The 23,707-nt window shown below is 61.1% G+C and carries 23 protein-coding genes; 7 read left to right on the forward strand and 16 right to left on the reverse strand.

Annotated features, from left to right (window positions below; genetic code table 11):
* Window positions 1-64 precede the first annotated feature (64 nt).
* From VOI22_RS10180 to VOI22_RS10205, 6 genes are all read left to right on the forward strand, one after another.
* Window positions 65-667 carry an arylesterase gene (locus tag VOI22_RS10180; RefSeq protein WP_323796412.1) on the forward strand — a complete coding sequence of 201 codons (603 nt, stop codon included), beginning with the start codon at window positions 65-67 and terminating at the stop codon, window positions 665-667.
* Between the two features lie 244 nt (window positions 668-911).
* A complete protein-coding gene (locus VOI22_RS10185; protein ID WP_323796413.1) occupies window positions 912-1,892 on the forward strand; it encodes a thaumatin family protein in 981 nt (326 codons plus the stop codon).
* A 190-nt stretch (window positions 1,893-2,082) separates the two neighbouring features.
* On the forward strand, window positions 2,083-3,126 hold the full coding sequence (locus VOI22_RS10190; RefSeq protein WP_323796414.1) for an NADP(H)-dependent aldo-keto reductase: 1,044 nt from the start codon (window positions 2,083-2,085) through the stop codon (window positions 3,124-3,126).
* Window positions 3,127-3,157: 31 nt separating this feature from the next.
* Entirely contained in the window at window positions 3,158-3,781 is a 624-nt protein-coding gene (thpR, locus tag VOI22_RS10195; RefSeq protein WP_323796415.1) for an RNA 2',3'-cyclic phosphodiesterase, read from the forward strand.
* Window positions 3,782-3,852: 71 nt separating this feature from the next.
* A complete protein-coding gene (locus tag VOI22_RS10200) occupies window positions 3,853-4,602 on the forward strand; it encodes a DUF1194 domain-containing protein (RefSeq protein ID WP_323796416.1) in 750 nt (249 codons plus the stop codon).
* Window positions 4,569-5,327 carry a DUF1194 domain-containing protein gene (locus VOI22_RS10205; RefSeq protein WP_323796417.1) on the forward strand — a complete coding sequence of 253 codons (759 nt, stop codon included), beginning with the start codon at window positions 4,569-4,571 and terminating at the stop codon, window positions 5,325-5,327. Before VOI22_RS10200 ends, VOI22_RS10205 begins: the two co-directional genes overlap by 34 nt.
* On the opposite strand, the gene VOI22_RS10210 is transcribed toward VOI22_RS10205, so the two are convergent.
* Genes VOI22_RS10210 through VOI22_RS10255 form a run of 10 tightly spaced genes read right to left on the reverse strand, consistent with a single transcriptional unit; the run spans window position 5,324 to window position 17,795 of the window.
* A complete protein-coding gene (locus VOI22_RS10210; RefSeq protein ID WP_323796418.1) occupies window positions 5,324-6,373 on the reverse strand; it encodes a histone deacetylase family protein in 1,050 nt (349 codons plus the stop codon). The two genes, VOI22_RS10205 and VOI22_RS10210, sit on opposite strands and share 4 nt — an antisense overlap.
* Before the next feature lie 27 nt (window positions 6,374-6,400).
* The gene (locus VOI22_RS10215; RefSeq protein WP_323796419.1) at window positions 6,401-7,933 is read right to left on the reverse strand and encodes an acyl-CoA carboxylase subunit beta; all 1,533 of its coding nucleotides are present in this window, start codon (window positions 7,931-7,933) and stop codon (window positions 6,401-6,403) included.
* A gap of 51 nt (window positions 7,934-7,984) precedes the next feature.
* Window positions 7,985-8,680 (reverse strand): ATP12 family chaperone protein, encoded by a 696-nt coding sequence (locus VOI22_RS10220; protein WP_323796420.1) that lies wholly within the window; start codon window positions 8,678-8,680, stop codon window positions 7,985-7,987.
* Between the two features lie 4 nt (window positions 8,681-8,684).
* Entirely contained in the window at window positions 8,685-12,083 is a 3,399-nt protein-coding gene (locus VOI22_RS10225; RefSeq protein WP_323796421.1) for an AsmA family protein, read from the reverse strand.
* A gap of 13 nt (window positions 12,084-12,096) precedes the next feature.
* Window positions 12,097-12,777, reverse strand: a complete 681-nt coding sequence (locus tag VOI22_RS10230; protein WP_323796422.1) for an HAD-IA family hydrolase — start codon at window positions 12,775-12,777, stop codon at window positions 12,097-12,099.
* Window positions 12,778-13,776 carry an RluA family pseudouridine synthase gene (locus VOI22_RS10235; RefSeq protein ID WP_323796423.1) on the reverse strand — a complete coding sequence of 333 codons (999 nt, stop codon included), beginning with the start codon at window positions 13,774-13,776 and terminating at the stop codon, window positions 12,778-12,780.
* A complete protein-coding gene (gene crcB, locus VOI22_RS10240) occupies window positions 13,773-14,153 on the reverse strand; it encodes a fluoride efflux transporter CrcB (RefSeq protein ID WP_323796424.1) in 381 nt (126 codons plus the stop codon). The genes VOI22_RS10235 and crcB overlap by 4 nt, the downstream gene beginning before the upstream one ends.
* Window positions 14,154-14,167: 14 nt before the next feature.
* Window positions 14,168-15,049, reverse strand: coding sequence for a hypothetical protein (locus VOI22_RS10245; RefSeq protein ID WP_323796425.1), 882 nt, complete (start codon window positions 15,047-15,049; stop codon window positions 14,168-14,170).
* Window positions 15,039-16,349: a replication-associated recombination protein A gene (locus VOI22_RS10250; protein WP_416366165.1), complete on the reverse strand. Its 1,311-nt coding sequence runs from the start codon at window positions 16,347-16,349 to the stop codon at window positions 15,039-15,041. The genes VOI22_RS10245 and VOI22_RS10250 overlap by 11 nt, the downstream gene beginning before the upstream one ends.
* Window positions 16,350-16,352: 3 nt before the next feature.
* Window positions 16,353-17,795, reverse strand: a complete 1,443-nt coding sequence (locus VOI22_RS10255; RefSeq protein WP_323796426.1) for a Do family serine endopeptidase — start codon at window positions 17,793-17,795, stop codon at window positions 16,353-16,355.
* Window positions 17,796-17,949: 154 nt separating this feature from the next.
* Between VOI22_RS10255 and VOI22_RS10260 the strand changes: the two genes are divergently transcribed.
* Window positions 17,950-19,071: a hypothetical protein gene (locus VOI22_RS10260; RefSeq protein WP_323796427.1), complete on the forward strand. Its 1,122-nt coding sequence runs from the start codon at window positions 17,950-17,952 to the stop codon at window positions 19,069-19,071.
* 87 nt (window positions 19,072-19,158) lie between these two features.
* Here VOI22_RS10260 and rplQ read toward each other — a convergent pair whose 3' ends face one another.
* The 6 genes from rplQ to secY all read right to left on the reverse strand — a co-directional run bounded on the left by rplQ (window position 19,159) and on the right by secY (window position 23,704).
* A complete protein-coding gene (gene rplQ, locus VOI22_RS10265) occupies window positions 19,159-19,599 on the reverse strand; it encodes a 50S ribosomal protein L17 (RefSeq protein WP_028466802.1) in 441 nt (146 codons plus the stop codon).
* A 69-nt stretch (window positions 19,600-19,668) separates the two neighbouring features.
* On the reverse strand, window positions 19,669-20,685 hold the full coding sequence (locus VOI22_RS10270) for a DNA-directed RNA polymerase subunit alpha (RefSeq protein WP_028466801.1): 1,017 nt from the start codon (window positions 20,683-20,685) through the stop codon (window positions 19,669-19,671).
* Window positions 20,686-20,804: 119 nt separating this feature from the next.
* Window positions 20,805-21,200: a 30S ribosomal protein S11 gene (rpsK, locus tag VOI22_RS10275; RefSeq protein WP_028466800.1), complete on the reverse strand. Its 396-nt coding sequence runs from the start codon at window positions 21,198-21,200 to the stop codon at window positions 20,805-20,807.
* A gap of 36 nt (window positions 21,201-21,236) precedes the next feature.
* Window positions 21,237-21,605 (reverse strand): 30S ribosomal protein S13, encoded by a 369-nt coding sequence (rpsM, locus tag VOI22_RS10280; protein ID WP_028466799.1) that lies wholly within the window; start codon window positions 21,603-21,605, stop codon window positions 21,237-21,239.
* Between the two features lie 183 nt (window positions 21,606-21,788).
* A complete protein-coding gene (locus tag VOI22_RS10285; RefSeq protein WP_028466798.1) occupies window positions 21,789-22,364 on the reverse strand; it encodes an adenylate kinase in 576 nt (191 codons plus the stop codon).
* Window positions 22,361-23,704, reverse strand: coding sequence for a preprotein translocase subunit SecY (secY, locus tag VOI22_RS10290; RefSeq protein WP_028466797.1), 1,344 nt, complete (start codon window positions 23,702-23,704; stop codon window positions 22,361-22,363). The genes VOI22_RS10285 and secY overlap by 4 nt, the downstream gene beginning before the upstream one ends.
* Window positions 23,705-23,707: the final 3 nt, after the last annotated feature.

Below are 23,707 nucleotides of genomic sequence, written 5' to 3' on the forward strand. Positions count from 1 at the left end.
CACCATTGTGCATTGCAACGCCGTCAGCCGTGCTTTTCGCTTCTGTTCAGCGGCTGTTTTCCCTGTGTTCTTGTTGGTTTTTCTCGCGTTCAGCTCCGCCACAAAGGCCGAAGTCCGTCTCCTCGGCCTCGGTGACAGCCTGATGGCGGGGTACGGCCTGCCCCCGGGCGACGGCTTCCCCGATCAGCTGCAGGACGCACTACAGGCAGCGGGTATCGACGCCGAAGTGGTGAATGCCGGTGTCTCCGGCGATACCAGCGCGGGCGGGCGGGCCCGACTGGACTGGGCTCTTGCCTCCAATCCGCACGCAGTGATCCTGGAACTCGGTGCCAATGACGGACTGCGCGGACTGGAGCCGACGGAGACCAAGCGCAATCTCGATGCCATCCTGACCGTCCTCGGCGAGAAAGGCCTCCCAGTCCTGCTCGCGGGCATGCTGGCGCCGCCCAATCTCGGTCAGGAATACGGCACAGAGTTCGAGGCCGTGTTCCGCTATCTGGCCGAGAAGCATGGGGTGCTTTTCTATCCGTTCTTCCTCGACGGGGTCGTGGGAGACCCAGCGCTTAATCAACAAGACGGCATTCACCCGACCAAAGAGGGCGTAGCGATTATCGTCGAGCGCATCCTGCCGAAAGTGCTGGAACTCACCGGTCAAACTGGCCAGTAGCCCAACGGTTACAAGCCTCTCCGCAATCGTGACTTCATGCGGCCGCCTCTTCCGGCGGCACGAACATGTAGTAATGATATTTTTATCTTGTTTTACACGTTTTACGTGCATATAAATTGAATACTAAAATACTCACCCCGCTTTGCCGTCCCGGAAAAGGAGATTTGGCATGTTGGACCGGATTTCAGAAAGAATACGTTCATTCGCTTGCCTCGCCGGCAGGCTTTGTGCGGCAACAATACTGTTGCTCACGACCTTGCCCGCACTTGCCCAGGACGTCTCTACCCACCCCCGCCTCAAGATCATCAACGGATGCAGCGAAGTAATTTCAATCAACCACATCGTCGGTCACAACGGCGGAAAACTGACCGCACCGAACCCCGCTGTCCTGCAACCCAGCGGCCAGGCCGGGGATTCCGTGACATTCAATATTCCGGACAAAGGGCTTGCCGGCACACGGTTCTGGCCGAGCATGAAGGTGCAATGCGCCGATGGTAGCTCAGGCTGCTCGATCGGGGAAAGCGGCGGTCCGGGTCTCGTATGCCCTGCCGGGATCGGCTGCGCGCCGCCGGTCGACTCGAAATTCGAAGGGACCTTCGGCTGCTTCGCGGCGGAAGCGGCAAAAGGCAATTGTCAGATCAACCCGTCCGGTAATGGCGCTCCTCTTCCGGATACCGACGGCTGGGACACCAGCATGGTCGATGGATATACGCTGCCCTACAAGGTCGAGATAAAGGGAAGCTGCCCGAACGGTCCGAAGAAGAACAAGATCGATTGCAGCAAACTCAATCTCTCGCAATGCCCGACCAGTGAGGATCTCAGCACCAACGGCGCCTATCCGACGCTCGCCAACGAGGATCTGACCCTCAACTTCCCGACACCGAGTGGCGGCACAACCGATACTCAGACAGGCTGCTATTCACCCTGCTCCAAACTCTCCATCGGTGACTGGCAAAACATCCCGCACCCGCCATTCTCAAACGGCCCGACCACCTATGAGCCCTCCGCCCCCCAGGCCGACTATTATTGCTGCGGCGGGTCGGTCGGCGTTGAAGCCTGCCGGAATGGTCCTGTGGTCAAGACCGACTACGTGAAATTGATCCACAAAATCTGCCCGCAGACCTACGCCTATGCCTATGACGATGGAACCGGCAATTTCTCCTGCCCGGCCACCGCCGAGACGATCTACGAAGTCACGTTCTTCTGCCCGCTGCAAGACAGCTAGACCGCCCGGACGAGACACCCTGCTCGTCCGATGCTCCCACCTCAGGATCAGGGCTCGTTCAGGGCCTTGATCCTTCTTTCCGTTCCTTCCCGTTGATCCCGAACGCGCCGCGCGCTTAAACTCGCCGCCTTCGGGCCCGGCAGGCCCGGTCATCAACCGCCCGTCTGCAATCAATGGAAGTGAGTTGCCAATGGAATACCGCCCGCTCGGACGAACGAACCTGCGCGTCAGCGTCATCTGCCTCGGAACCATGACCTATGGTGAGCAGAACAGCGAAGCCGAAGGCCACGAGCAGATGGACTACGCGCTGGAACGCGGCGTCAATTTCTTCGACACGGCGGAAATGTATTCCGTGCCGCCCCGGGCCGAGACCTATGGTCGGACAGAGGAAGTCATCGGCACCTGGGTCAAGGCCAGCGGCAAGCGGGACAAGGTGATCCTGGCGACCAAGGTGGTCGGTCCGGGAGAGCGTTTCGCCCATGTCCGCGACGGCAATCCGAAGTTCAACCGCGAACACATCACAGCCGCTGTCGATGCCAGCCTGAAACGGATGCAGACGGACTATATCGACCTCTACCAACTGCACTGGCCGGAGCGCTCCACGAACACTTTTGGCAAACTCAACTATGTGCATGCCGAGGAACAGGACTGGACGCCGCTGGAAGAGACCCTCGGCGTCCTCGCCGACCTGATCAAGGAAGGCAAGATCCGGCATATCGGTCTTTCCAACGAGACGCCCTGGGGCACCATGAAATGCATCGCGCTGTCCGATGCCATGGGCCTGCCGCGACCCGTTTCGGTTCAGAATCCCTACAATCTGCTGAACCGCAGCTTCGAGGTCGGCCTCGCCGAAGTGGCGATCCGCGAGGATTGCGGGTTGCTGGCCTACTCGCCCATCGCCGGCGGTGTGCTCAGCGGCAAGTATCTTGATGGCGCTCAGCCGGAAGGCGCCCGCATGACGCTGTTCCCGGGTAATTTCTCGCGCTATCTGAAGCCGAATGCCGAGGAAGCCACAATCGCCTATGCCAAGCTCGCCAAGGAGTACGGATTCGCGCCTGCGGACCTCGCAAACACATTCGTTAACACCCGCCAGTTCACCACCTCGAACATCATTGGCGCGACAACGATGAAGCAGCTCGAAAGCAATATAGACACTGCCGAAATGGTGCTTCCGGAAGCCCTTCTGGAAGAGATCGAAAAGGTTAACCAGCTGTACTCAAATCCCTGTCCTTGACAGCCTGCGCGAGCGTGATAGCCAATTATGTATGAACAGGTTGTTCGTCGCGCTCGCGCTACCCGACCATGTCCGCGCCGCACTCTCCCGGCTGCGCCGCGGTTTTCCCGGCGCCCGTTGGGTCGCGGAAGAAAACTTTCACCTGACATTGAGATTTATCGGCGCGGTCGATAACCGGGCGATGGACGACATCGCCGCGCAACTGGATCGTGTCCGCGAGCCGGGTTTCGACCTTGAGCTCGACGGTTTCGGCTGCTTCGAGACAAAGGGCCGGGCCCGCGCGCTCTGGGCCCGGGTCCTGGCCAGCGACGAATTGCTTCATCTGCAACGCAAGATCGACACCGGGCTCGATGCGGTCGGCGTTGAACGCGAGACCCGCAGGTTCAAACCACATGTGACACTGGCCCGCTTCAAGGACGCGCCGCTCGGTCCGGTGAATGATTTCATCTGCGAGGCGAGCCCTTTCAGCACCGGGCCGTTCCCGATCGGCTCCTTCACGCTCTATCGCAGTTTTCTCCATCGGGACGGACCGATCTACCGTCCCGAAGTGGTCTATCCGTTGGACGGTGATGCCTTTTCAGATCCCTATTTCGACGAATTCAGGGACGAAGAGGATTACGAAATCACAGACGGCACCGCCATTTCGTCGCATTAAGGCGGCATCGACACGGTTTTTTCACAAAGACCTGCAAGGATAGCTGACCGGCAGGAAGGCTTTGGTGAACCATGCTTCGTCTCTTTTGTTTTGTGCTCGTGTTGGTCTGTTCCCTGCCGCGCATCGGTGCGGCTGATATCCCGGTCGATATCGAGCTGGTCCTGGCCGTCGACTGCTCCTCCAGTGTCGATGACGAGGAATTCGCACTGCAGGTCTCCGGCATGGCCAACGCATTCCGCGACCCGATGATCCAGGACGCCATCCAGAATGGCGTCGAGGGCGCCATCGGGATCTCCATCATCCAGTGGTCCAGCGAGCGCTTTCAGAATGTCGCCGTGCGCTGGCGCCTGCTGACAGGTCCTGACGACGCGCACAAACTCGCGAACGAGATCGAGGCAATGCCGCGCACCATCGGCACCGGCGCGACCTCGATCTCCAATGCGCTGCTCTTCGCCGCCAACAGTTTCAGCGGCAATGGCATGGAGGGATACCGCCGGGTAATCGACATGTCCGCGGACGGCGAAAACAATCAGGGCCTTGATATTCATATCGCCCGTGCACAGGTCCTGGCCCGTGGCATCACCATCAACGGCTTGGCGATCCGCAACGAATTCCCGAATCTCGATATCTATTTCGAGGATCGGGTGATCGGCGGCGACAGGGCTTTTACCGAAGTGGCGAAAGACTACGAGGACTACCGAAACGCCATCTTCCGGAAACTTTTCCGCGAATTGCGCGATGTCCCCGTTGCGGACGGGTCCGGCATTGCCCCATCATGGGATCCGTCATGGAAAGAAGCGCGGCTTATGCAGCGGCGCTGACGGGACACTTCAAACACGAAAAACAGGGTGACGGCTTGAGACTTCTGAAAACGGTTCTGGGCCTGCTTTTTTTCTGCGCCGCACCGTCTTCCGTTGCCCAGACCGAATATCCGGTCGATGTCGAACTGGTGCTCGCCATCGACTCCTCCGCCAGCGTCGACCGCGATGAGTTCGATCTGCAACTGCGCGGCCTTGCCCTCGCTTTCAACGATCCGGACGTGCAGCAAGCCATCAGGAACGGCGCATTTCAGGCCATTGCGGTGACTCTGGTCGAATGGTCCAGCGTCGACCGGCAGGCGATCAACATTCCATGGCGTCTCATCAACAGCGCCGAAAGCGCCGAAGCTTTCGCCACGGACCTCGCCTCCTCCGCCCGTGTGGTGGAGACCGGCGCCACCTCGATCTCGGCCGCCATTGCTTACAGCGTGCCCCTGTTTGCCGCGAACGGCTTCGCCGGACAGCGTCAGGTGATCGATATTTCCGGAGACGGCTTCAACAATTCCGGCCGGTTGATGCAGGAGGGCCGCGAGATCGCCAGCAATGCCCGCGTCACCATCAACGGCCTCGCAATCCAGAACCAGGTGCTGGATCTCGGCGGCTATTTCGAGGAAAACGTCATCACCGGCCCCGGCGCCTTCGTCATCACCGCCGCGGACTACGAGGACTACATCCAGGCAATCCGGCGAAAATTGCTGCGGGAAATCAAGGCAGCGCCGATTTCCTAGCCGCGCACGCCCTCGAAGCCATCCAGAAACGCCGCCAGATTGTCCCCAAGCTGGTCGGAGATATACCCGCCTTCCTGAACAAGCAGGCTTGGATACCCGGCCCCCGAGATCGTCCGCCCCATGCGGCGGAAGCCTTCCGTGGTGACCTTGCAGAACGCCAGCGGATCGGCCTCGGAGGCGTCGAGACCGAGGGCGACGACCAGCACGTCCGGCTTGAAGGCGGCCACGCTTTCCAGCGCGTCGGCAAGGACGTCCATATAGGCGTCGTCGCCGGTGCCTTGCGGTAGCGGGTAATTCACGTTGCAACCCGCACCGTCACCTTCTCCGGTCTCGTCGGCGAAGCCCGTGAAGAACGGATAGTAGGTCGCCGGATCGCCATGCAGGGAGACGGTCAGCACGTCGCCGCGCTCGTAGAAAATGCCCTGCGTGCCGTTGCCGTGATGCACATCCACGTCGAGGATCGCGACCTTTGCCGCTCCCTTGTCGCGCAGGCGCTGGGCGGCGATGGCGGAATTATTCAGAAAGCAGAAGCCCCCAGCCTGATCCGCATAGGCATGGTGCCCAGGAGGGCGGCAGAGGGCATAGAGATAGGCGCCCCGCTCTCCACCGCCGATATCCTGCGCCAGCATGTCCGCAGCGGTCACGGCGACGTCTGAGGAGGCCAGAGCACCTTCCCAGGTGCCGGCCCCGATCGGACAGGCCGTGTCCGCTTGGTAATGGCCGGACTGAGCCACGATATGCTGCGGCGGCTGCGCCATGTTGCGGCCGGAATGCACGTTCGGGATGATCTCGTCCGCATGGTCCGGCAGGGCGCACCAGCGCTCCCAGGCGTTTTCCAGAAAGTCGAGATAGCCCGCATCGTGTATCCGGGCCGCAGGAGCAGCACCGTGGGTACTGGTCGGGATCAGCGCATGGGCGGCATCCGTCGCCGCCTTGAACAGGATTTCCGCCCGCTCTGGCCGCTCCGGGCACTGCACGATCGCGCCCCGGGTAATGAAGCGTTTCGGGGCATGCACCGCATGCCCGTCCGTATAAACCACACGCATCTTGTCTACTGCCGCCAGAGAGGAAGGTTAGAGAGGAATGTTGTCGTGCTTCTTCCAGGGATTTTCGAGCTGCTTGTTCTTCAGCATCGAGAGTCCCCGGCAAATCCGCCGCCGCGTGTTATGCGGCAAGATGACATCGTCGATATAACCGCGCGCACCGGCCACGAAGGGATTGGCGAATTTCTGACGGTATTCCTCGGTCCGCTCGGCGATCTTCTCCTCATCGCCAAGATCGCCGCGGAAGATGATCTCCACCGCGCCCTTCGGCCCCATCACGGCAATTTCCGCCGTCGGCCAGGCGAAATTCAGATCGCCGCGCAGATGCTTCGAGCTCATCACGTCATAGGCGCCGCCATAGGCCTTGCGGGTAATGACTGTGATCTTCGGCACCGTGGCTTCTGCATAGGCATAGAGCAGCTTGGCGCCATGCTTGATGATGCCGTTGAATTCCTGCGAGGTCCCCGGCAGGAAGCCTGGCACGTCGACGAAGGTGACGATCGGAATGTTGAAGCAGTCGCAGAAGCGGACGAAACGGGCCGCCTTCTTCGAGCTTTCGATATCGAGGCAACCGGCCAGCACCATCGGCTGATTGGCAACGATCCCCACCGTCGAGCCCATCATGCGAGCGAAACCGACCAGGATGTTGCCGGCATAGTTCGGCTGAATCTCGAAAAAATCGCCCTCGTCGACGACCTTCTCGATCAGCTCCTTCATGTCGTAGGGCTTGTTCGGATTGCTCGGGATCAGCGTATCGAGGGAAATCTCCGGCCGGTCCATGGTGTCGGCGGTCGGCCGTACCGGCGGTTTTTCCCGATTATTCAGCGGCAGGAAGTCGATGAAACGGCGGAGCTGCAGCAGCGCCTCGACATCGTTCTCGAATGCCATATCGGCAACGCCGGACTTGGTCGAGTGCGTGATCGCACCGCCCAGTTCTTCCTGAGTCACCGTCTCGTGGGTCACCGTCTTCACCACGTCCGGGCCGGTGACGAACATGTAGGAGCTATCCTTCACCATGAAGATGAAGTCGGTCATGGCCGGGGAATAGACGGCCCCACCGGCGCACGGGCCCATGATCATAGAAATCTGCGGCACCACGCCCGAGGCCAGAACATTGCGCTGGAACACTTCGGCATAACCGCCGAGCGAAGCGACGCCTTCCTGGATGCGGGCCCCGCCACTGTCGTTCAGACCGATGACCGGCGCACCGACCTTCATGGCCTGGTCCATCAGCTTGCAGATCTTCTCCGCATGGGCTTCCGAGAGGGAGCCACCGAAGACGGTGAAGTCCTGGCTGAAGACGAAGATCATACGGCCGTTGACGGTGCCGTATCCGGTCACCACGCCATCGCCCGGCACCTTGTTCTCGGCCATGCCGAAATCGGTGCAGCGATGCTCGACGAACATGTCCCATTCCTCGAACGAGCCTTCGTCGAGCAGTACCTCGATACGTTCTCGCGCTGTCAGCTTGCCTTTGGCATGCTGCGCCGCGACCCGCTTCTCGCCACCGCCCGCACGCGCTGCATCGCGCATTTCCCCGAGCCGCTGAATGATTTCCTGCATACGTCTAATCTCCCTAGATTGCGCCACGATAGGCGCAGCCCGCGCGGTGCGTCAAACCCGGCAGAAGGTAATGAAACGGGCGGCGTTCGTCATGTCCTCCGCCATCGCCTTGCGACGGGCCGTCGCTTCCCAGTCCTCGCCCCAGCGCTCGGCCTGGAACAGCTCGTCCAGCAGTGCGTATTCGATGCCTTTTTCCGCCTCGATGCGGCCTTCCAGAACGGACAGCGCGATGACGAGCGAACCGAAACCGGTTGTCAGCTGATAGAGCCCGGAGAGCACCAGATGATTGTGATCGGCAATCCCGCCACGCAGTGCGGCAAGAGACTCTTCACTCTGGGTCAGAGGCATGATCCCCGCCGTGACAGCAAGCTCCGCCCCGAATCGCTCCCGGCACCAGTCCAGCAGCGGCTGCCAGGACTTGGCCTGCCGGACCACCAGATCGTCGGGATCTTCCGCCCGGTAGCAGACCAGATCGGAGCCGCCATAAGCAACGATCTGCTCGATCACGGCGTCGCGCTGCGGCGTCACCCGATCGATGCCGGTCGATGCCAACGACATGAACGGCATGGAAGCCGGGAGAATTTTCTCCTCCTGGGCATTCCATTCGGTCGCGATTTCCGCCGCGAGTTCCTCCCCCGGCAGCAGCAGCGGCGCCTTCGCCGGGGTAAGGACCGGTCGGTCATCAAGCAGAACCTGATAGCCGCCTTCCGCCGCCCCGACCGAGGCGGCCTTGTAGAACCGTTTCACGCACTTACTCCAAGACTTTTTTGATCCCGCCGAACAGACCCTCGACCGCCTTGCCGGGCAGTTTCAGAACATCCTTGCCGGTCTCGACAGCACCGCCGTTCTTGCCGGAAGCCTTGTTCGCCGCCTTGCCGATTGCAGCGGCTTCTTCCGGACTCTTGCCTTCTGCCAGCGCCAGAGCCGCCGGGCAAGGGTCATCCGACTCACCGGAGAAGATCAGGGGCAGCACGAGAGCAAGTGGATTGACCGCCGTCAGGGCTACGGTACCAGCTCCGCGCACAACGGTTTTCGCCGCGCCCGCGGCGTCAGGCAGGAAAGTCGGGTCGGACAGCGGACCAGATATCCGGATCGGGGTCGCCAGACTGAGGAAAGCGAAGTCCTTGGGCTTTGGATGCAGCAGGAAATCGATCTTCTCATCCCGCAGGTTGATATTGCCCGCCCCGCCGACTGTGACCCGGGCGCTATCGACCAGAAAGACCGTCGATTCTGCCATGCCTTCGGCAATATCAAAACGGGTGGCCATGCAATTCAGTTTCGATTCCCGTTCCGCCTTCTTGCCGATAGAAGGCAGCAGGCTGGTTACCAGATCCGCGGCGATCAGCTCCCAATAGGAATTCGAAACAGTCCCGTCTTTCAGGTAAAGCGCGACATGGCCGTTCACCGTATCCATCGCCTCACGCGGGGTGCTTCCGTCCGCGGTCAGCTTGGCCGACATATTGCCGTAGCCGCGGAACACGTCGGTATCGAAATATTCCCGCAGCGCGTTCCCGAAATGAGCGCCGGTCCAGGCGCTGTCCATCGAGAAACCCGTCATCGGCGCCTTGCTGCCGTCGACCTTCGCTTCCAGCTTGACCAGCCCCTCGTTGAAGACGCCTTCGGACGGGTAGACGGTGAACACCTTGTCCTGCAGGGCAGCGTTCAGGTCCAGATTGGTTACGACCAGACCCGGCAGGCGAAGATCACCAACAGTAAGCTTGATGGTTCCGTCGGCCCGGTCCAGCACTTCCGTCGGAAACGGCTTGTCCAGCGCCTCGTCGGACGGCACATCTGCCTTGACCTTCTTGGCCGGATCACGTGGTTGCGCCGGCTCCCCGTCATCAAGATAGGGCTCAAGGTCGAGGAAAGTGCTGGCCAGATCTATGGACCCTTTCGGCCGCACGCCTTCCATGCTGAGCTTCAGGGAGCCAGTCAGATCCGACTTACCGATACGGGCATCCAGGCTGGAGATCTTGAAACTGGTGAAACGGTCGTCTACCTGCACCAGTGTCAGCTGGCCCTTGATCGCCACCTTCTCGCCAGCAGCCATACCGTTGAAATCGAACGGCAATGCCTGTTCCTTTTCAACCAGGGCCTTGAGGGAGGGAAACTCGCCGGCGATATCGATCTCATTCTTGCCGAACCGCCCCGCGATTTTCCCGGCGATCGGTTTCAACATGGACACAGCCGCCAGGGACAGAGTGTCGATTTCGACACGCTCGTCCGGACCGGCCGAAGCCGCCGTGTAGCGCACTTTGTCCATTTCGATGCCGAAGGTACCGTCAATTGAGGACAGCATCGTGGCAATCGTGCGGCCCTGACCGATCAGATCGATATCGATATCCGCCTTCCCGGAAGCCTTGCCGTCGACGCCGAGACGGTCCGCGGCGGCACCGAGATCGATACCCTTCCAGAGCACGCGAGAGGACACCTTGGTGCGAATACCCGACGGCTCGACCCGCACGGAAGCGGACAGTTTCGCCTTGGCCAGCATCATTTCCGGAATGGAGACCGACAGCACCTGATCCTGCAGGCTCACCGCGATATCGAGATCCCGCACCTTGTCCTGCGCCGTCGTGACTTCTGCTGCCCGGATATGAGCCTCACCGGAAATGCCTTTCAGAACGATCTTGTTCAGCGGCGTATCGAGTCGGATATCGGCAACATTCTCAACCAGCTTCAGGACCGCTTCCGGATTGGTGCCGCTGGCGTCGAGCTGGATATCAAGCTTGGATATGGTGGCATCCCGGCCCGCGCCCGGGCCAGCCGGGTCAGTGTAACGGACCAACGGAAGCGCGGCTTTGGCGTTGACCGTAGCGCCCGCCATCAGCTCTCCCACGGTCTTGCCGGATGTCTTCACGGAAACGCTCAGATCGCCACCTGCCTCAAGGCCGGCCGTATCCATTGCGGTGCCGGCGAGCCGGTCGAAATCGGCGCCCTTGATGGAAAGATCCACCGCGGCCACCAGGGCGCGGCCGTCCTTCTCTACCTCCGCCTGCAACTTGATCGGCGAGTCCGCATAGACTGCCCAGAAGGGAGAAACCGACAGCTTTCCGTCCTTCAAGGCGACGGTCAGCGCAATGTCCGAGGCCTCGGCGGCGCTCGATTTGAAGGCCTTCACGTTCAGCGAAAGATCGATGTCGGCCTGCTCCAGCCAATCCGTGGAGATACGGTCGTCCAGGATCTCCCGGATATCGCCGGTCGCCGAACCGCTGCCGCTCTTCGCGCCACGGCCGGATTCCGCCAGCGCTTCGATCTGACGCAAATCAATGAGTTGGGACTTCAGTGTACCGGAAAGACTGGGAACGCGACCGGCAGTATCGAGTTTCAGATCGCCCGAGATATCGGAGGAAAACAGCCGGGCCTCCAGCCCCTGAATGGCGATGTTGGCGGGCACACCGTCCTCATAGGCGAACAGCAATTTACCCGCGACGCGGAAAGGCTGGCCCATGGCCTCGCCACTGATATCGAAGGGCTGCGGCGCGCTGGCATCTCCAAGCGCCACGGCGGGCGGCAAGGTGCCTGCCACATCGATGCGCTTGCCGTTGACGGACATCTTGACGATGGCCTCAACCGGGTTTTCGAAATCAGGCGCAACCAGATCGACGGAATCGATATCGACGCGATGCTCCTGTCCCTCAAGCTTGTCGCTGTAGATCACATCGACATCGATCAGGGTGATGCTTTCGATAACCGGAAAGATGCTGCTGCGAGAGGGTCCGGCCTCGCCGTCCTTGTCCTCGCCTGCCTCGTCGGCACCAAGCAGCCAGTTCGCCCGGCCGTCGGCTTCCCGTTGCAGGTTCACCTTGGCATGCTCAAGAAACAACCTCTCGACGATCACGACACCGTCGAACACCCGGTTGAGATCGAGGTCCAGTTCCATGATCCCTACCGAGACCATGTCCTCGTCACCGGCCCAGGCCGCATTCTGGAAACGCACATCCTCGACCCGGATTTTGGGCTCCCAGGACAGCTCATAGGTCAGGGGACCGGTGATCGTCAGCGTGCGGCCCGTGGCCTTCTGAACCTGTTCCGCAACGATCCGCTTAACATCCTCCTCGTCGAGGGACGTCAGGTAGACCGCAGCACCTCCCGCAAGGGCAACAACCAGCCCAAGGAAAGACAACAGGAGAATTTTCAGAATGCGCATTTAGCCGCTCCTATCAGATTGCGAGAAGCCGCTCGACCTCCGCATCCAGCTCATCAAAATGATCAATCACCGCTCCGGGACGGAAAGACACAAGGTCTTCACGACCGTGATAGCCCCATGTAACCGCCACCGAGGCGACAGAGGCGTTCCGCGCCGTTTCCAGATCGTACACCGTATCGCCGACCATGATTGTGGCGGAAGCCTCAACCCCAGCCTCGTTCATCGCCTGACAGATCATACCGGGATGTGGTTTCCCCGGGGCCGTGTCAGATGTCTGAATACTGACGAAGCGATCGATCAGCCCATGCACTTCCAAAGCATGTCGTGCGCCCCGGCTGCCTTTTCCAGTCGCCAGCGCGATCAAATATCCCGCCGCGTCCAGCCGCTCGACTACTTCGCGGGCCCCCGGCATCAACGGCTCATGCCGTTCGCCCCGGTCCAAACGTCCGCGATGGTCGTCGCGATAATCTCGTGCCAGCCGCTCACGCTGTTCCGGTGAAATGTCCGGCAGCAGCGACCCGATGATGGCTTCCAGCGGCAGGCCAACCCCCGCCCGCACGACGGCCGGATCGGGAGCGGCAAAACCATTGCTCTCAAATGACCGGGTCATTGAGGCGATAATATGGTGCTGGCTGTCGATAAGGGTACCGTCCATGTCGAAAACGACCAGCCGCAATGGATCGGATGACCGCATTCAGACACCCTCGCGCAGCGCATCCGCGCCGCCTTCAGGATCGAAACCGAAGAAATCCCATGCCTTCAGCATATGGTCCGGCAAAGGTGCGGTGACCTTGAGCAGGGAGCCGTTCGGCCGCTTCACCTCGATCTCGCGGGCATGCAGATGCAGCTTGCGGGACAGGCCCTCGGCCACCAGGAAGGCTTCCGGGCCACCATACTTGCCGTCACCGAGGATCGGCGCCCGCCGTTCCATCATATGAACGCGGAGCTGGTGGGTCCGGCCCGTGATCGGGCTGAGCGCCACCCAGGCGACGCGTTTGCCGAGCTGCTCGACCACCTCGTAGTCCGTCAGGGCCTTTTGACCCGTTTCGTAATCAACCGCCATCTTCTCACCGGCCTTGCCGGGCAGCTTGGAGATGGGAATGTCGATCCGGGCCGCCCGCGGCTTCACCTCGCCGAGCACCAACGCCCAGTAGATCTTGCGCGTGGTCTTTTCCCGGAACGCCGCCGTCAGCCAGCGGGCTGCCGCGGTCGAGCGAGCGATCAGCAGGATGCCGGAGGTATCCTTGTCGAGCCGGTGCACCAGCTTCGGCCGCTCGGAGCGGCCAAAGCGAAAGCCGTCCAGCATGCCGTCGACATGTACCTTCTGTCCGGTTCCGCCCTGGGTGGCAATGCCGGCCGGCTTGTCCAGCACGATCACGTCGTCATCCATGAACAGGATCCGCTCGCGCATTTCCTCCAGCAGGGCCTCGTCGATCCGGGATTCCTTGCCGGGCCGGCTATCGGCTGTCGGCGGGCTGGTTTCCTTTTCGCCAAGCGGCGGCAGGCGCAGGTACTGGCCCGCTTCGAGGCGCTGGTTTGCCTTCACCCGCTTGCCGTCAACCCGGACCTGTCCGGTGCGCAGCAGTTTCTCCAGCCGGCCGTGGCCGAGGCCCGGATAATGCTTCTTGAACCAGCGGTCGATGCGCATATCCGCATCGTCGCCTTTAACCTGAACTGTCTGAACCCCGCTCATGCGAAGAGTCCTCTCATAACGGCGAGACCGCCAAACATGGCAATAATGGCACCCGCAACCGACAGCGCGACATAGAGGCCCGCGAGCATCAGATTGCCGCGCTCCGTCAAGGTCGCAACGTCGAGTGCAAAGGTGGAGAAAGTGGTAAAAGCACCGCAGAAGCCGACTATCAGGAAGGCCCGCGCTTCCAGCGGCAGACTGAACCTGAAGGCCAGCCCGCCGGCCAGCAGGCCGAGCAGGAAGGAGCCGACAATGTTCACCATGATTGTGCCGTACGGGAAGCCGCTGCCAAAAAGATGCATGGCAACGGAACCGACTTTATGGCGGGCGAGCGCACCGAGCGCTCCGCCGCACGCAATGGCAAGGAGCATGTACATCAGCGCTTGCTAGCCTAAGCCGCGCCGAATATCCAGCCTTCCTTGGAGGCACCAGCCCTGCGTGCCTGCCGCCAGAGCGCGGGATCGGCTTGTAGCAGCCTTAATGCGGCCGCCGCGATCAGGGCATCCGCCTCGTCTTCGGTGCGGATCTCGGGGATTTCCCCTGCACTGGCGCCGAAGTGACCGCAGACGGCAGTGAGATTGTCCCGGTTGCCCCAGGCCCGTGGATCGCCGCCAGCCAGCTTGTAGTAAAGCCGGGGGAAGATCTCGATCATGGTCAGCTCCCCTCCCGGTTCCGGGTCGAACGGCCAGACACGGATATCCCGGTTCAATCCACGCAGCCGGTGCAGCAATCGCATCCCGGCGAGGGACCCCGTGCCGACATTGGCCGCGCCGATACATTTGAAGACCGGGTGCGGCGTGGTCACGGAAGCGGCCGCCTGTTCCGCCAATCTCTGCCGGTATCGGTACTTCTTCCCGCGCCAGCCCGGCGCCAAGAAGTAATCCCTGTAGGGCAGGTCCGCGCGCTTGTAGAGAGCTGCACCATAGAATTCGGGGTCATCCTGCCCAACGTGCTCCACAAGCGACCAGACCGCCTCCGGAGAGCCTGGTGCGTCCGGCAGGCCGGGGAAATAGGCACCCTCATCCTCGAAGGCGTAGCAGAAGGCGAAATCGAACCCGGCCAGCACGCGCCGGCCTTCATCCATTTGAGCAATCAGGTAAGCCAGCACATCGGGCCGGGACCAGATGCCGTGCGGCCGGTAGGGGTTGGCGATCAGACGAGGCACTGCCTCACCGGGGCCGGCGGCAGCAACCTGAATTCCCCTGGTACGCGCGCCCTTTGCCCCGGACCAGTCGATGCCGAGGAAAAGATCGAAGCCGGGATCAGCCGTCACCGTCCGGACCGCCGGCCACGCGCTGGCGGCGCAGCTTGTCCCAGTAAGCCAGACGCTTCTGGATTTCCCGCTCGAAACCGCGCTCGACCGGACGGTAGAATTGCTCCCGGCGCATATCCTCCGGGAAGTAATCCGCACCGCTGAAGCCGTCCGGCGCATCGTGATCGTAGGCATAGCCCTTGCCGTAGCCGAGATCCTTCATCAGGTTCGTCGGCGCGTTCAGGATATGCGCTGGCGGCGCCAGAGAGCCGGTCGTCTTGGCCGCGCGCTTCGCCGCACCGGCAGCCTTGTAGGCGGCGTTCGATTTCGGCGCGGTTGCCAGATAGATCACACATTGCGCCAGCATCAGATCACCCTCGGGGGAGCCGATCCGCTCATAGGCATCCCAGCAAGCCAGCGCCTGGGGCAGCGCGGCCGGATCGGCCATGCCGATATCCTCCGACGCAAACCGGGTCAGCCGCCGCATGATGTAGCCCGCATCTTCCCCACCAGCCAGCATTCGCGACAGCCAGTACAGCGCCGCATCCGCGTCCGAGCCGCGCAGGGATTTATGCAAGGCGCTGATCAGGTTGTAATGCTCTTCCCTGTTCTTGTCGTAGACCGGCGCCCGGTGCTGCACCGTCTTCGCCAGTCCGGCACCGTCCAGCAGAGGCTCCGGCGGCAGCAGAAAGACCTCTTCGGCAAGATTGAGCAGATAGCGCCCGTCTCCATCCGCCATCGCCTTGAGAGCCTCACGGCCGTCCGGCGTCAATGGCAGGGCGCGGCCCTCGATCTCTTCGGCACGGGTCAGCAGCAGATCCAGCGCGGTATCGTCGAGCCGCCGCAGAACCAAGACCTGGCACCGGGAGAGCAACGCCGCATTGAGCTCGAAGGACGGGTTTTCCGTAGTCGCGCCGACCAGGACGACCGTGCCGTCTTCGACATAGGGCAGGAAGCCATCCTGCTGGGCCCGGTTGAAACGGTGGATCTCGTCGATGAAGAGCAGCGTACCGCGCCCCATCTGCCGCCGCTCTTTAGCCTTCTCGAACACCTTGCGCAGATCGGCAACGCCTGAGAATACAGCCGAGAGCGGCTCGAACTCCATGTCCGTGCCATCCGCCAGCAGGCGGGCGATCGTGGTCTTGCCGCAGCCGGGTGGCCCCCAGAGCAGGATCGAGGCGACCCGCTGGCGCGCCAGCATACGGCCGAGCGGCGCTTCAGGGCCGAGCAGATGATCCTGCCCGACCACTTCGGTAAGCACCTTCGGACGCAGCCGGTCGGCCAGCGGCCTCGGTGCGTCGGCTTCAAACAGACTTGCCACCAGTCAGCCCTTGATTTCCGTCGTCAGCACCTGCCCCTCACGGCGGATCGAAATCCGCCAGGCATTATTGGCTGACATCAGGGCCGGCTCGAGGCTCGAGACCAGATCGATCGTCTCGTCATTGATCTTCAGCACAACGTCACCCGGCCGGAGTCCGACACGAGCCGCAGGCGATTGCCGCGCAACCTTGAGAACCACGACGCCCCGCGCCATGTCGTCGAGCCCGTGCTCCAGGGCGAAAGCCGGCGACAGGTTTGCCACGCGGGCCCCGGACATCGGATGCTGGCCAATCATGTCCCGCAGGTCCGGGGCAGGTTCGGTGAGCGGCGCCCGCATCGAAACCTCGACAACCTGATGCACACCACCCCGGAGAATCTCGATCCGCGCCACCCCGCCAAGCGGGCGCGTTGCCACGCGGTACCGCAGGGCTTGCTCGTCGACAATCTCCCTGCCGCCCACATTCAGAATAACATCGCCGACCCGGATCCCGGCTTTGGCGGCCGGGCCGTCAGGATAGACGTCGGTCACGGCAACGCCGATCGGCCGGGGCAATCCGAACTGTTCGGCTAGGTCTGAGGTCATGGTCTGGCCGGAAACGCCGATCCAGGGCCTCACCACATTGCCCTTGTCCACCCCGTCAAGAATAGTCCGGACCATGTTCGACGGGACGGCAAAGCCGATCCCGACAGACCCACCGCCGCCTTTCTGATTGCTGAAAATCGCTGTGTTCACGCCGACCAGGCGCCCGTCCATGGAAATCAGCGCGCCTCCGGAATTGCCTGGGTTGATGGCGGCGTCGGTCTGAATAAAGAAGCTGTAATCGGTGATGCCCAGGGCTGTCCGGGCCAATGCCGAGACAATCCCGCTGGTCACCGTCTGGCCGACCCCGAACGGATTGCCGATGGCCAGAACGAGATCTCCGACCTCCAGCTCGTCGCTGTCCCGGATCTCAAGATGCGGAAGCTTTTCACCATCGGTTTCGATCTTCAGCACGGCAAGGTCGGTGCGCGCCTCCTGAAGCAAGATCTTGGCGTCGAACTCGCGCCGGTCAGACAGCACAACGGTGATCTCGTCCGCGCCCTTGATGACGTGATGGTTGGTCACGACCAACCCATCCTCGCGCATTATGACCCCGGAGCCGAGCGATTGCGCCGTTCGCTTGCGGGCTTCGCCTGGAAACACATCGCCGAAGAAACGCCGGAAGAAGGGATCGTCGAACAATGGCGATGCACGGCGCTCGGTCACTTCCGCTCGGGCATAAATATTCACGACTGCCGGCCCGACCTTGCGCACCAGAGGGGCGAAGGAATACTGGATCTCCGCTCGCGTCCCCGGCACCTGTTTCACGGCTTGCGCCGTCACCGTCCCAGCCCCGGCAAATACCAGAAAAAGCCCACCAAGACAGGCCGCCGCCACCATGTGGCGCGGCTTGAAAGCGACTGGCAAAGAGAAAAACCGAGAAGAATCAGGGCGGCGCATCGGTTGCTATTCCGTTTGTTGTCACAAAATTAAGTCGAAGGTAGGCTATCCTATATGGGTTGTCGGTGCATGGGGCAAAAGGGACGCACCAGACAGCGCCAGACCGGGAATGGAGGGGTCAATGCCAGGCGCCCAGAACGCCGGGAAAGCAACGATTTCCAAAGCCGGAGAGTTGGCCGATACGATCAGCTCTCTCGGCGATAGCGACGGCGAGATCAAACACGCCCGCGCCTGCTACGATACTCTCTACACTCTCGCCAGCGCCCATGCGAATTCAGCAGACATACGAGACCGCCTTATATGCGGGGCTCTCAGGCTCGCCGCCTGCCACGCCCGGCGCAGCGAGTTGAGCGCCATTCACGACATCCGGACCCATCTGGAGCGCTACTCTCTGGGGCACCCGCATGACCCGGGTATGCGGCGCGGCTATTGCGAATTGTCGGTCACGCTTTGTCTGGAATATACCCGCCAGGGAAAAACCGCCGAGGCTGACGCCACCTTCGACGAAATTCAGGTCATCGCCGCCCGTCATCCGTCTGACCGTCTGCTGCGCTCCACCCTGGCCAAAGCCATCGCGAACAGGATCGCGGCCCATTGCGACGCGGGCCGGACAAGCGAAGCCCAACACCTGCACAGCTCTCTCTGCGCCCTTGCCGCGGTATCAAACAGCGAGCCAGACACGATGCTGCACAGGGCAAACGGCAGCTTCAATCTAGCGACCCACCTAGCGCAAACCGACGCGTCGAAGAAAGCCATCGATCTCTACTTCAATCTGGCTGTCTTCGTGGATAGTAAAAGACGCACCGCCAGCCTCCGGGACGTGCTGGCAGATGCGGGCTTTGGTCTCATCACCGTATTCGGCGACAAGAAAAAACTGGCTGCGGCCGAGACCATTTATATGGATTTGAGGAAACGCGCGGCGACGGACATAAAGATGCGCGAGAAGACGATGCTTGCGGCGTTTAATCTGATGACCGATTTCTGCCGGGACGGCGCAATCGGAAAGGCCCGGCACATCTATGACGACATCCTCGCGGCATCATCCGAAGAGCCCGCTAACGAGCAGATGGCCCTGCTCCATGCCAAGGCCTGCACGAACCTGCTCCTGACCGCAGACGCACTCGCTGAGGAAGCGCACGCGGATCTGCTCTGTCAGGAGCTTACGGCACTGGTCTCCGCCTGGCCTGACGATCCCGAGATCTGGGATATCGCCGCCCGGCTCAGCCTGCTCCACACGACCTAGCCAGGTCCCGGCTGGATCAGGACGAACCAACAAAAAGAAAAGGCGGCCCGAAGGCCGCCTTTCGTATTCCTGGAGCGACAGGCGCGATCAGATCGCGGCCGGCATCGCACCTTCGAGGGCTTCTTCTTCCTCGACCTGCACCGGACCGGAATCCTGGCCGCGGGCATCTTCGTCACGATCCACAAGCTCGATCACAGCCATCGGCGCGGAGTCGCCATAGCGGAAACCAGCCTTGAGAACCCGGGTATAACCGCCCTGACGTTCCTTGTAGCGCTCAGCCAGGACGTCAAACAGCTTGCGGACCATGATCGGATCCTGCAGCGCCGACGTCGCCTGACGACGGGCATGGAGGTCCTGGCGCTTGCCGAGGGTGATCAGCTTCTCAACAACACTGCGCAGGTCTTTGGCCTTCGGCAGGGTCGTGATGATCTGCTCATGCTTGATCAGCGCGTTGGCCATGTTCTTGAACATGGCTTTGCGGTGGCTGGACGACCGGTTGAAACGGCGGCCCTTAAAACGATGTCGCATCGCGAAAACTCCAGTTTCGTATTCGTCAGCGCCTCACGGCACAAACAGTATTCAATTACGCTCAGCCGATCAGAACGGCTCTTCGAGCCGCTTGGCGAGCTCTTCGATGTTGTCCGGCGGCCAATTCAGGATATCCATGCCCAGTGCCAGCCCCATCTGACCAAGAACTTCCTTGATCTCGTTGAGGCTCTTCCGGCCGAAGTTCGGCGTGCGGAGCATTTCCGGCTCAGTCTTCTGAACGAGATCGCCAATATAGACGATGTTGTCGTTCTTCAGGCAGTTCGCAGAACGGACGGACAGTTCCAGCTCGTCGACCTTGCGAAGCAGGTTCTTGTTGAACGGCAGCTCGGTCTTCTCTTCGGCCTCGACAACCTGCTGCGGCTCTTCGAAGTTGATGAAAAGTTGAAGCTGATCCTGAAGAATGCGCGAGGCGTATGCCACGGCGTCTTCCGGGGTGAGCGAGCCATCGGTTTCGACGAGCATGGACAGCTTGTCATAATCGGTGACCTGTCCGACGCGGGTGTTGTCGACCTTGTAGGTGACCTGGCGCACCGGGCTGAAGATCGCATCGACCGGGATCAGGCCGATCGGGGCGTCTTCCGGACGGTTGGCACTGGCCGGGACGTAGCCCTTGCCGGTCTCGACCGTGAACTCCATGGACAGGGTGGCACCATTATCGAGGGTGCAGATCACCAGATCCGGGTTCATGACCTCGATGTCGGACCCGGCTTCAATCATGCCGGCCTTCACTTCGCCCGGACCCTCTGCCTTCAGGCGCATTTTGCGCGGGCCTTCGCTGTGAGCCCGCAGCGCGATCGCCTTGATGTTGAGGACCATGTCGGTCACGTCCTCACGGACGCCGGCGACGGAGGAGAATTCATGCAGCACGCCGTCGATCTGTACAGCCGTCACCGCCGCGCCCTGAAGGGACGACAGCAGGATACGGCGCAGCGCGTTGCCGAGGGTCAGACCGAATCCACGTTCCAGCGGCTCGGCCACGATCGTTGCCTTGCGGGCGGGATCCGAGCCCAGTTGCACATCGAGCTTGTTCGGCTTGATAAGAGCCTGCCAGTTGTTCTGAATCACGGGAGTGACCTCATCGCTAACGAGACCCGCGGGCCTCTAACTTATGCTTTCGGCCCCAAAACCGTTCGCTTCGGGGCCACGGGCTGTACCGGTCGGGCGGCCGAGGCCGCCCTAACAGCTTAAACCCGGCGCCGCTTCGGCGGACGGCAACCGTTGTGCGGGATCGGCGTGACATCGCGAATGGAAGTCACGGCAAAACCGACGGCCTGCAGTGCGCGCAGAGCGGATTCACGTCCCGAACCCGGGCCGCTGATTTCGATCTCGAGGGTCTTCATGCCATGCTCGGCAGCTTTCTTGCCGGCATCCTCGGCCGCGACCTGCGCCGCGTACGGGGTGGACTTACGGGAACCCTTGAAGCCCATCGTACCGGCGGAAGACCAGGAAATCGCATTTCCCTGGGCGTCGGTGATGGTGATCATGGTGTTGTTAAAGGTCGCATTCACATGCGCGACACCGGAAGTGATGTTCTTCCGTTCGCGGCGCTTCACGCGTCCCTGGGTCGGTTGTTTTGCCATTAATTTGCCGCTCCGGCTTGTCGGGTCAGACCCGAATTATTTCTTCTTACCCGCGATAGCCTTCGCCGGGCCCTTACGGGTCCGTGCGTTGGTATGAGTACGCTGTCCGCGCACCGGCAGGCCTTTACGATGACGCAGACCACGATAGCAGCCCAGGTCCATAAGACGTTTGATATCCATCGCGATCTTGCGGCGGAGATCGCCCTCGACCACCTGATCGCGGTCGATGATCTCACGCAGCCGCGCGACTTCGTCTTCAGTCAGTTCATGCACACGGCGTTCGCGCGGAATACCAACGTTCTCACAGATCTTTGTGGAAGTGGTCCGGCCGATACCATGAATGTAAGTCAAAGCAATCTCGACACGCTTTTGCGTCGGGATATTCACGCCTGCGATGCGCGCCACGGGCAAACTCCTCAGTACAACGCTTGTCAGCGTCCAACAAAAATACGGGTCATTCGACCCAGGCACCGAACTCGGAAAATCCGCGCGAGCAAGTGCGCACGGTTTCACTGAAACCGAGGGCGCGGAGTATACTCAACCGGATTGCCGAGTCAACCGGTTTACCCACACCTTCAAACAGCTTGGTCAGGCCGCAACAATGCTGTCGATCTGACCACTTACTTCAGTAATGGACGCCATACCGTCCACACTCTTCAGCGCACCGCGATCCGAATAATACGGAATGATCGGTGCGGTTTGTTCCTTAAAGACACCAAGGCGCTTGCGCAGCGTCTCCTCGGTGTCATCAGCACGCCGTTCGGCTTCCGGGGTCTCCGCGATGCGGGACCGGATGCGGTCAAACAGAATGCTCTCGTCCACTTTAAGCTCGATCACGTGATCGATCTTCAGTCCCTTGTCGGCCAGCATCGTATCGAGAGCTTCCGCCTGCGCGACCGTGCGCGGGAAACCGTCGAGAATGAAGCCGTTCTTGCAATCCGGCTGGTCGACCCGCTCGGAGATAAGCTGAACCATGATACTGTCGGAAACGAGATCGCCGGCATCCACAAGGCTTTTCACCTTATTGCCGAGGTCCGAGCCCGAAGCCATTGCCGCCCGCAGCATGTCACCGGTGGAGAGCTGGATGATTTTGAATTTCTCTTCCAGACGTTTCGCCTGGGTACCCTTTCCTGCGCCCGGAGGGCCGAGCAGTATCAAATTCATCGACGTTTCCCCCGCAATTTCGATTTTTTAATTAGCCCCTCATACTGATGTGCCAGCAAATGCGACTGGATCTGGCCCACGGTGTCCATTGTCACCGTCACCACAATGAGCAGGCTCGTTCCCCCGAAGTAGAAAGGCACCTGGTACTGGCTGATCAAAATCTCCGGCAGGATACAAATCGCTGCGAGATAGGCGGCACCGAGCACCGTCAGCCTGGTCAGAACATAGTCAAGATAGTCGGCGGTATTCTTGCCCGGACGGATACCGGGGACGAAGCCACCATATTTACGCAGATTGTCTGCCGTATCGGCCGGATTGAACACGATAGCCGTGTAGAAGAAAGCAAAGAATACAATCAGGCTGACAAAGATCGCGAGGTACAGCGGCTGGCCTCGGCCGACCATCGCCGTAAAGGTACTCAGCCACTCCGGACCGCCGCCGCCCGCCGCGCTCATCTGCGCGACCGTCACCGGCATCAGCAACAGCGAGCTGGCGAAGATCGGCGGGATCACACCCGCAACATTGATCTTCAACGGAAGGTGCGAACTCTCGCCGCCAAACATCCGGTTGCCCTGCTGACGCTTCGGATACTGCACCGTGATCCGGCGCTGCGAGCGCTCGATGAACACGATGCCGGCAATAACGGCGACCGCCATGATCATGATCAGCACGATCACCACGGCTGAAAGAGCGCCTGTACGGCCAAGTTCCAGCATCCCGACCAGCGCCGTCGGCAGCTGAGCCACGATACCGGCGAAGATGATCAGCGAGATGCCGTTACCGACACCGCGGGCGGTAATCTGCTCGCCCAGCCACATCAGGAAAACCGTGCCGCCAACCAGCGTGATCACTGCGGTTGCCCGGAAAAAGTATCCAGGATTAGCAACAGCCGTACCGTCAGCCATTGATTCAAGGCCAGACGCAATACCGTAGGCCTGAACGGCAGCCAGCAGCACTGTCAGATAGCGGGTATACTGATTGATCTTCTTCCGCCCGGCCTCGCCTTCCTTCTTCAGGGTCTCGAGGCTGGGGGATACCGCGGTCATCAACTGCATGATGATGGCCGCGGAAATGTACGGCATGATATTCAGCGCAAAGATCGTCATCCGCCCGAGGGCACCGCCCGCGAACATGTCGAACATGCCGAGGATACCGCCCGAGTTCTGCTGAAAGATCTGCTCCAGCACCGCCGGATCGATGCCCGGAATCGGGATATAGGTCCCGAGGCGATAAATGATCAACGCACCCAGTGTAAACCAGATGCGCTTTTTCAGTTCCGCCGCTTTCGCGAAGGCTCCGAAATTGATCGATGACGCGTATTGCTCGGCGCTGGAAGCCATTTC

This window comes from Nisaea sp., from assembly GCF_034670185.1.
Lineage (GTDB): Bacteria > Pseudomonadota > Alphaproteobacteria > Thalassobaculales > Thalassobaculaceae > Nisaea.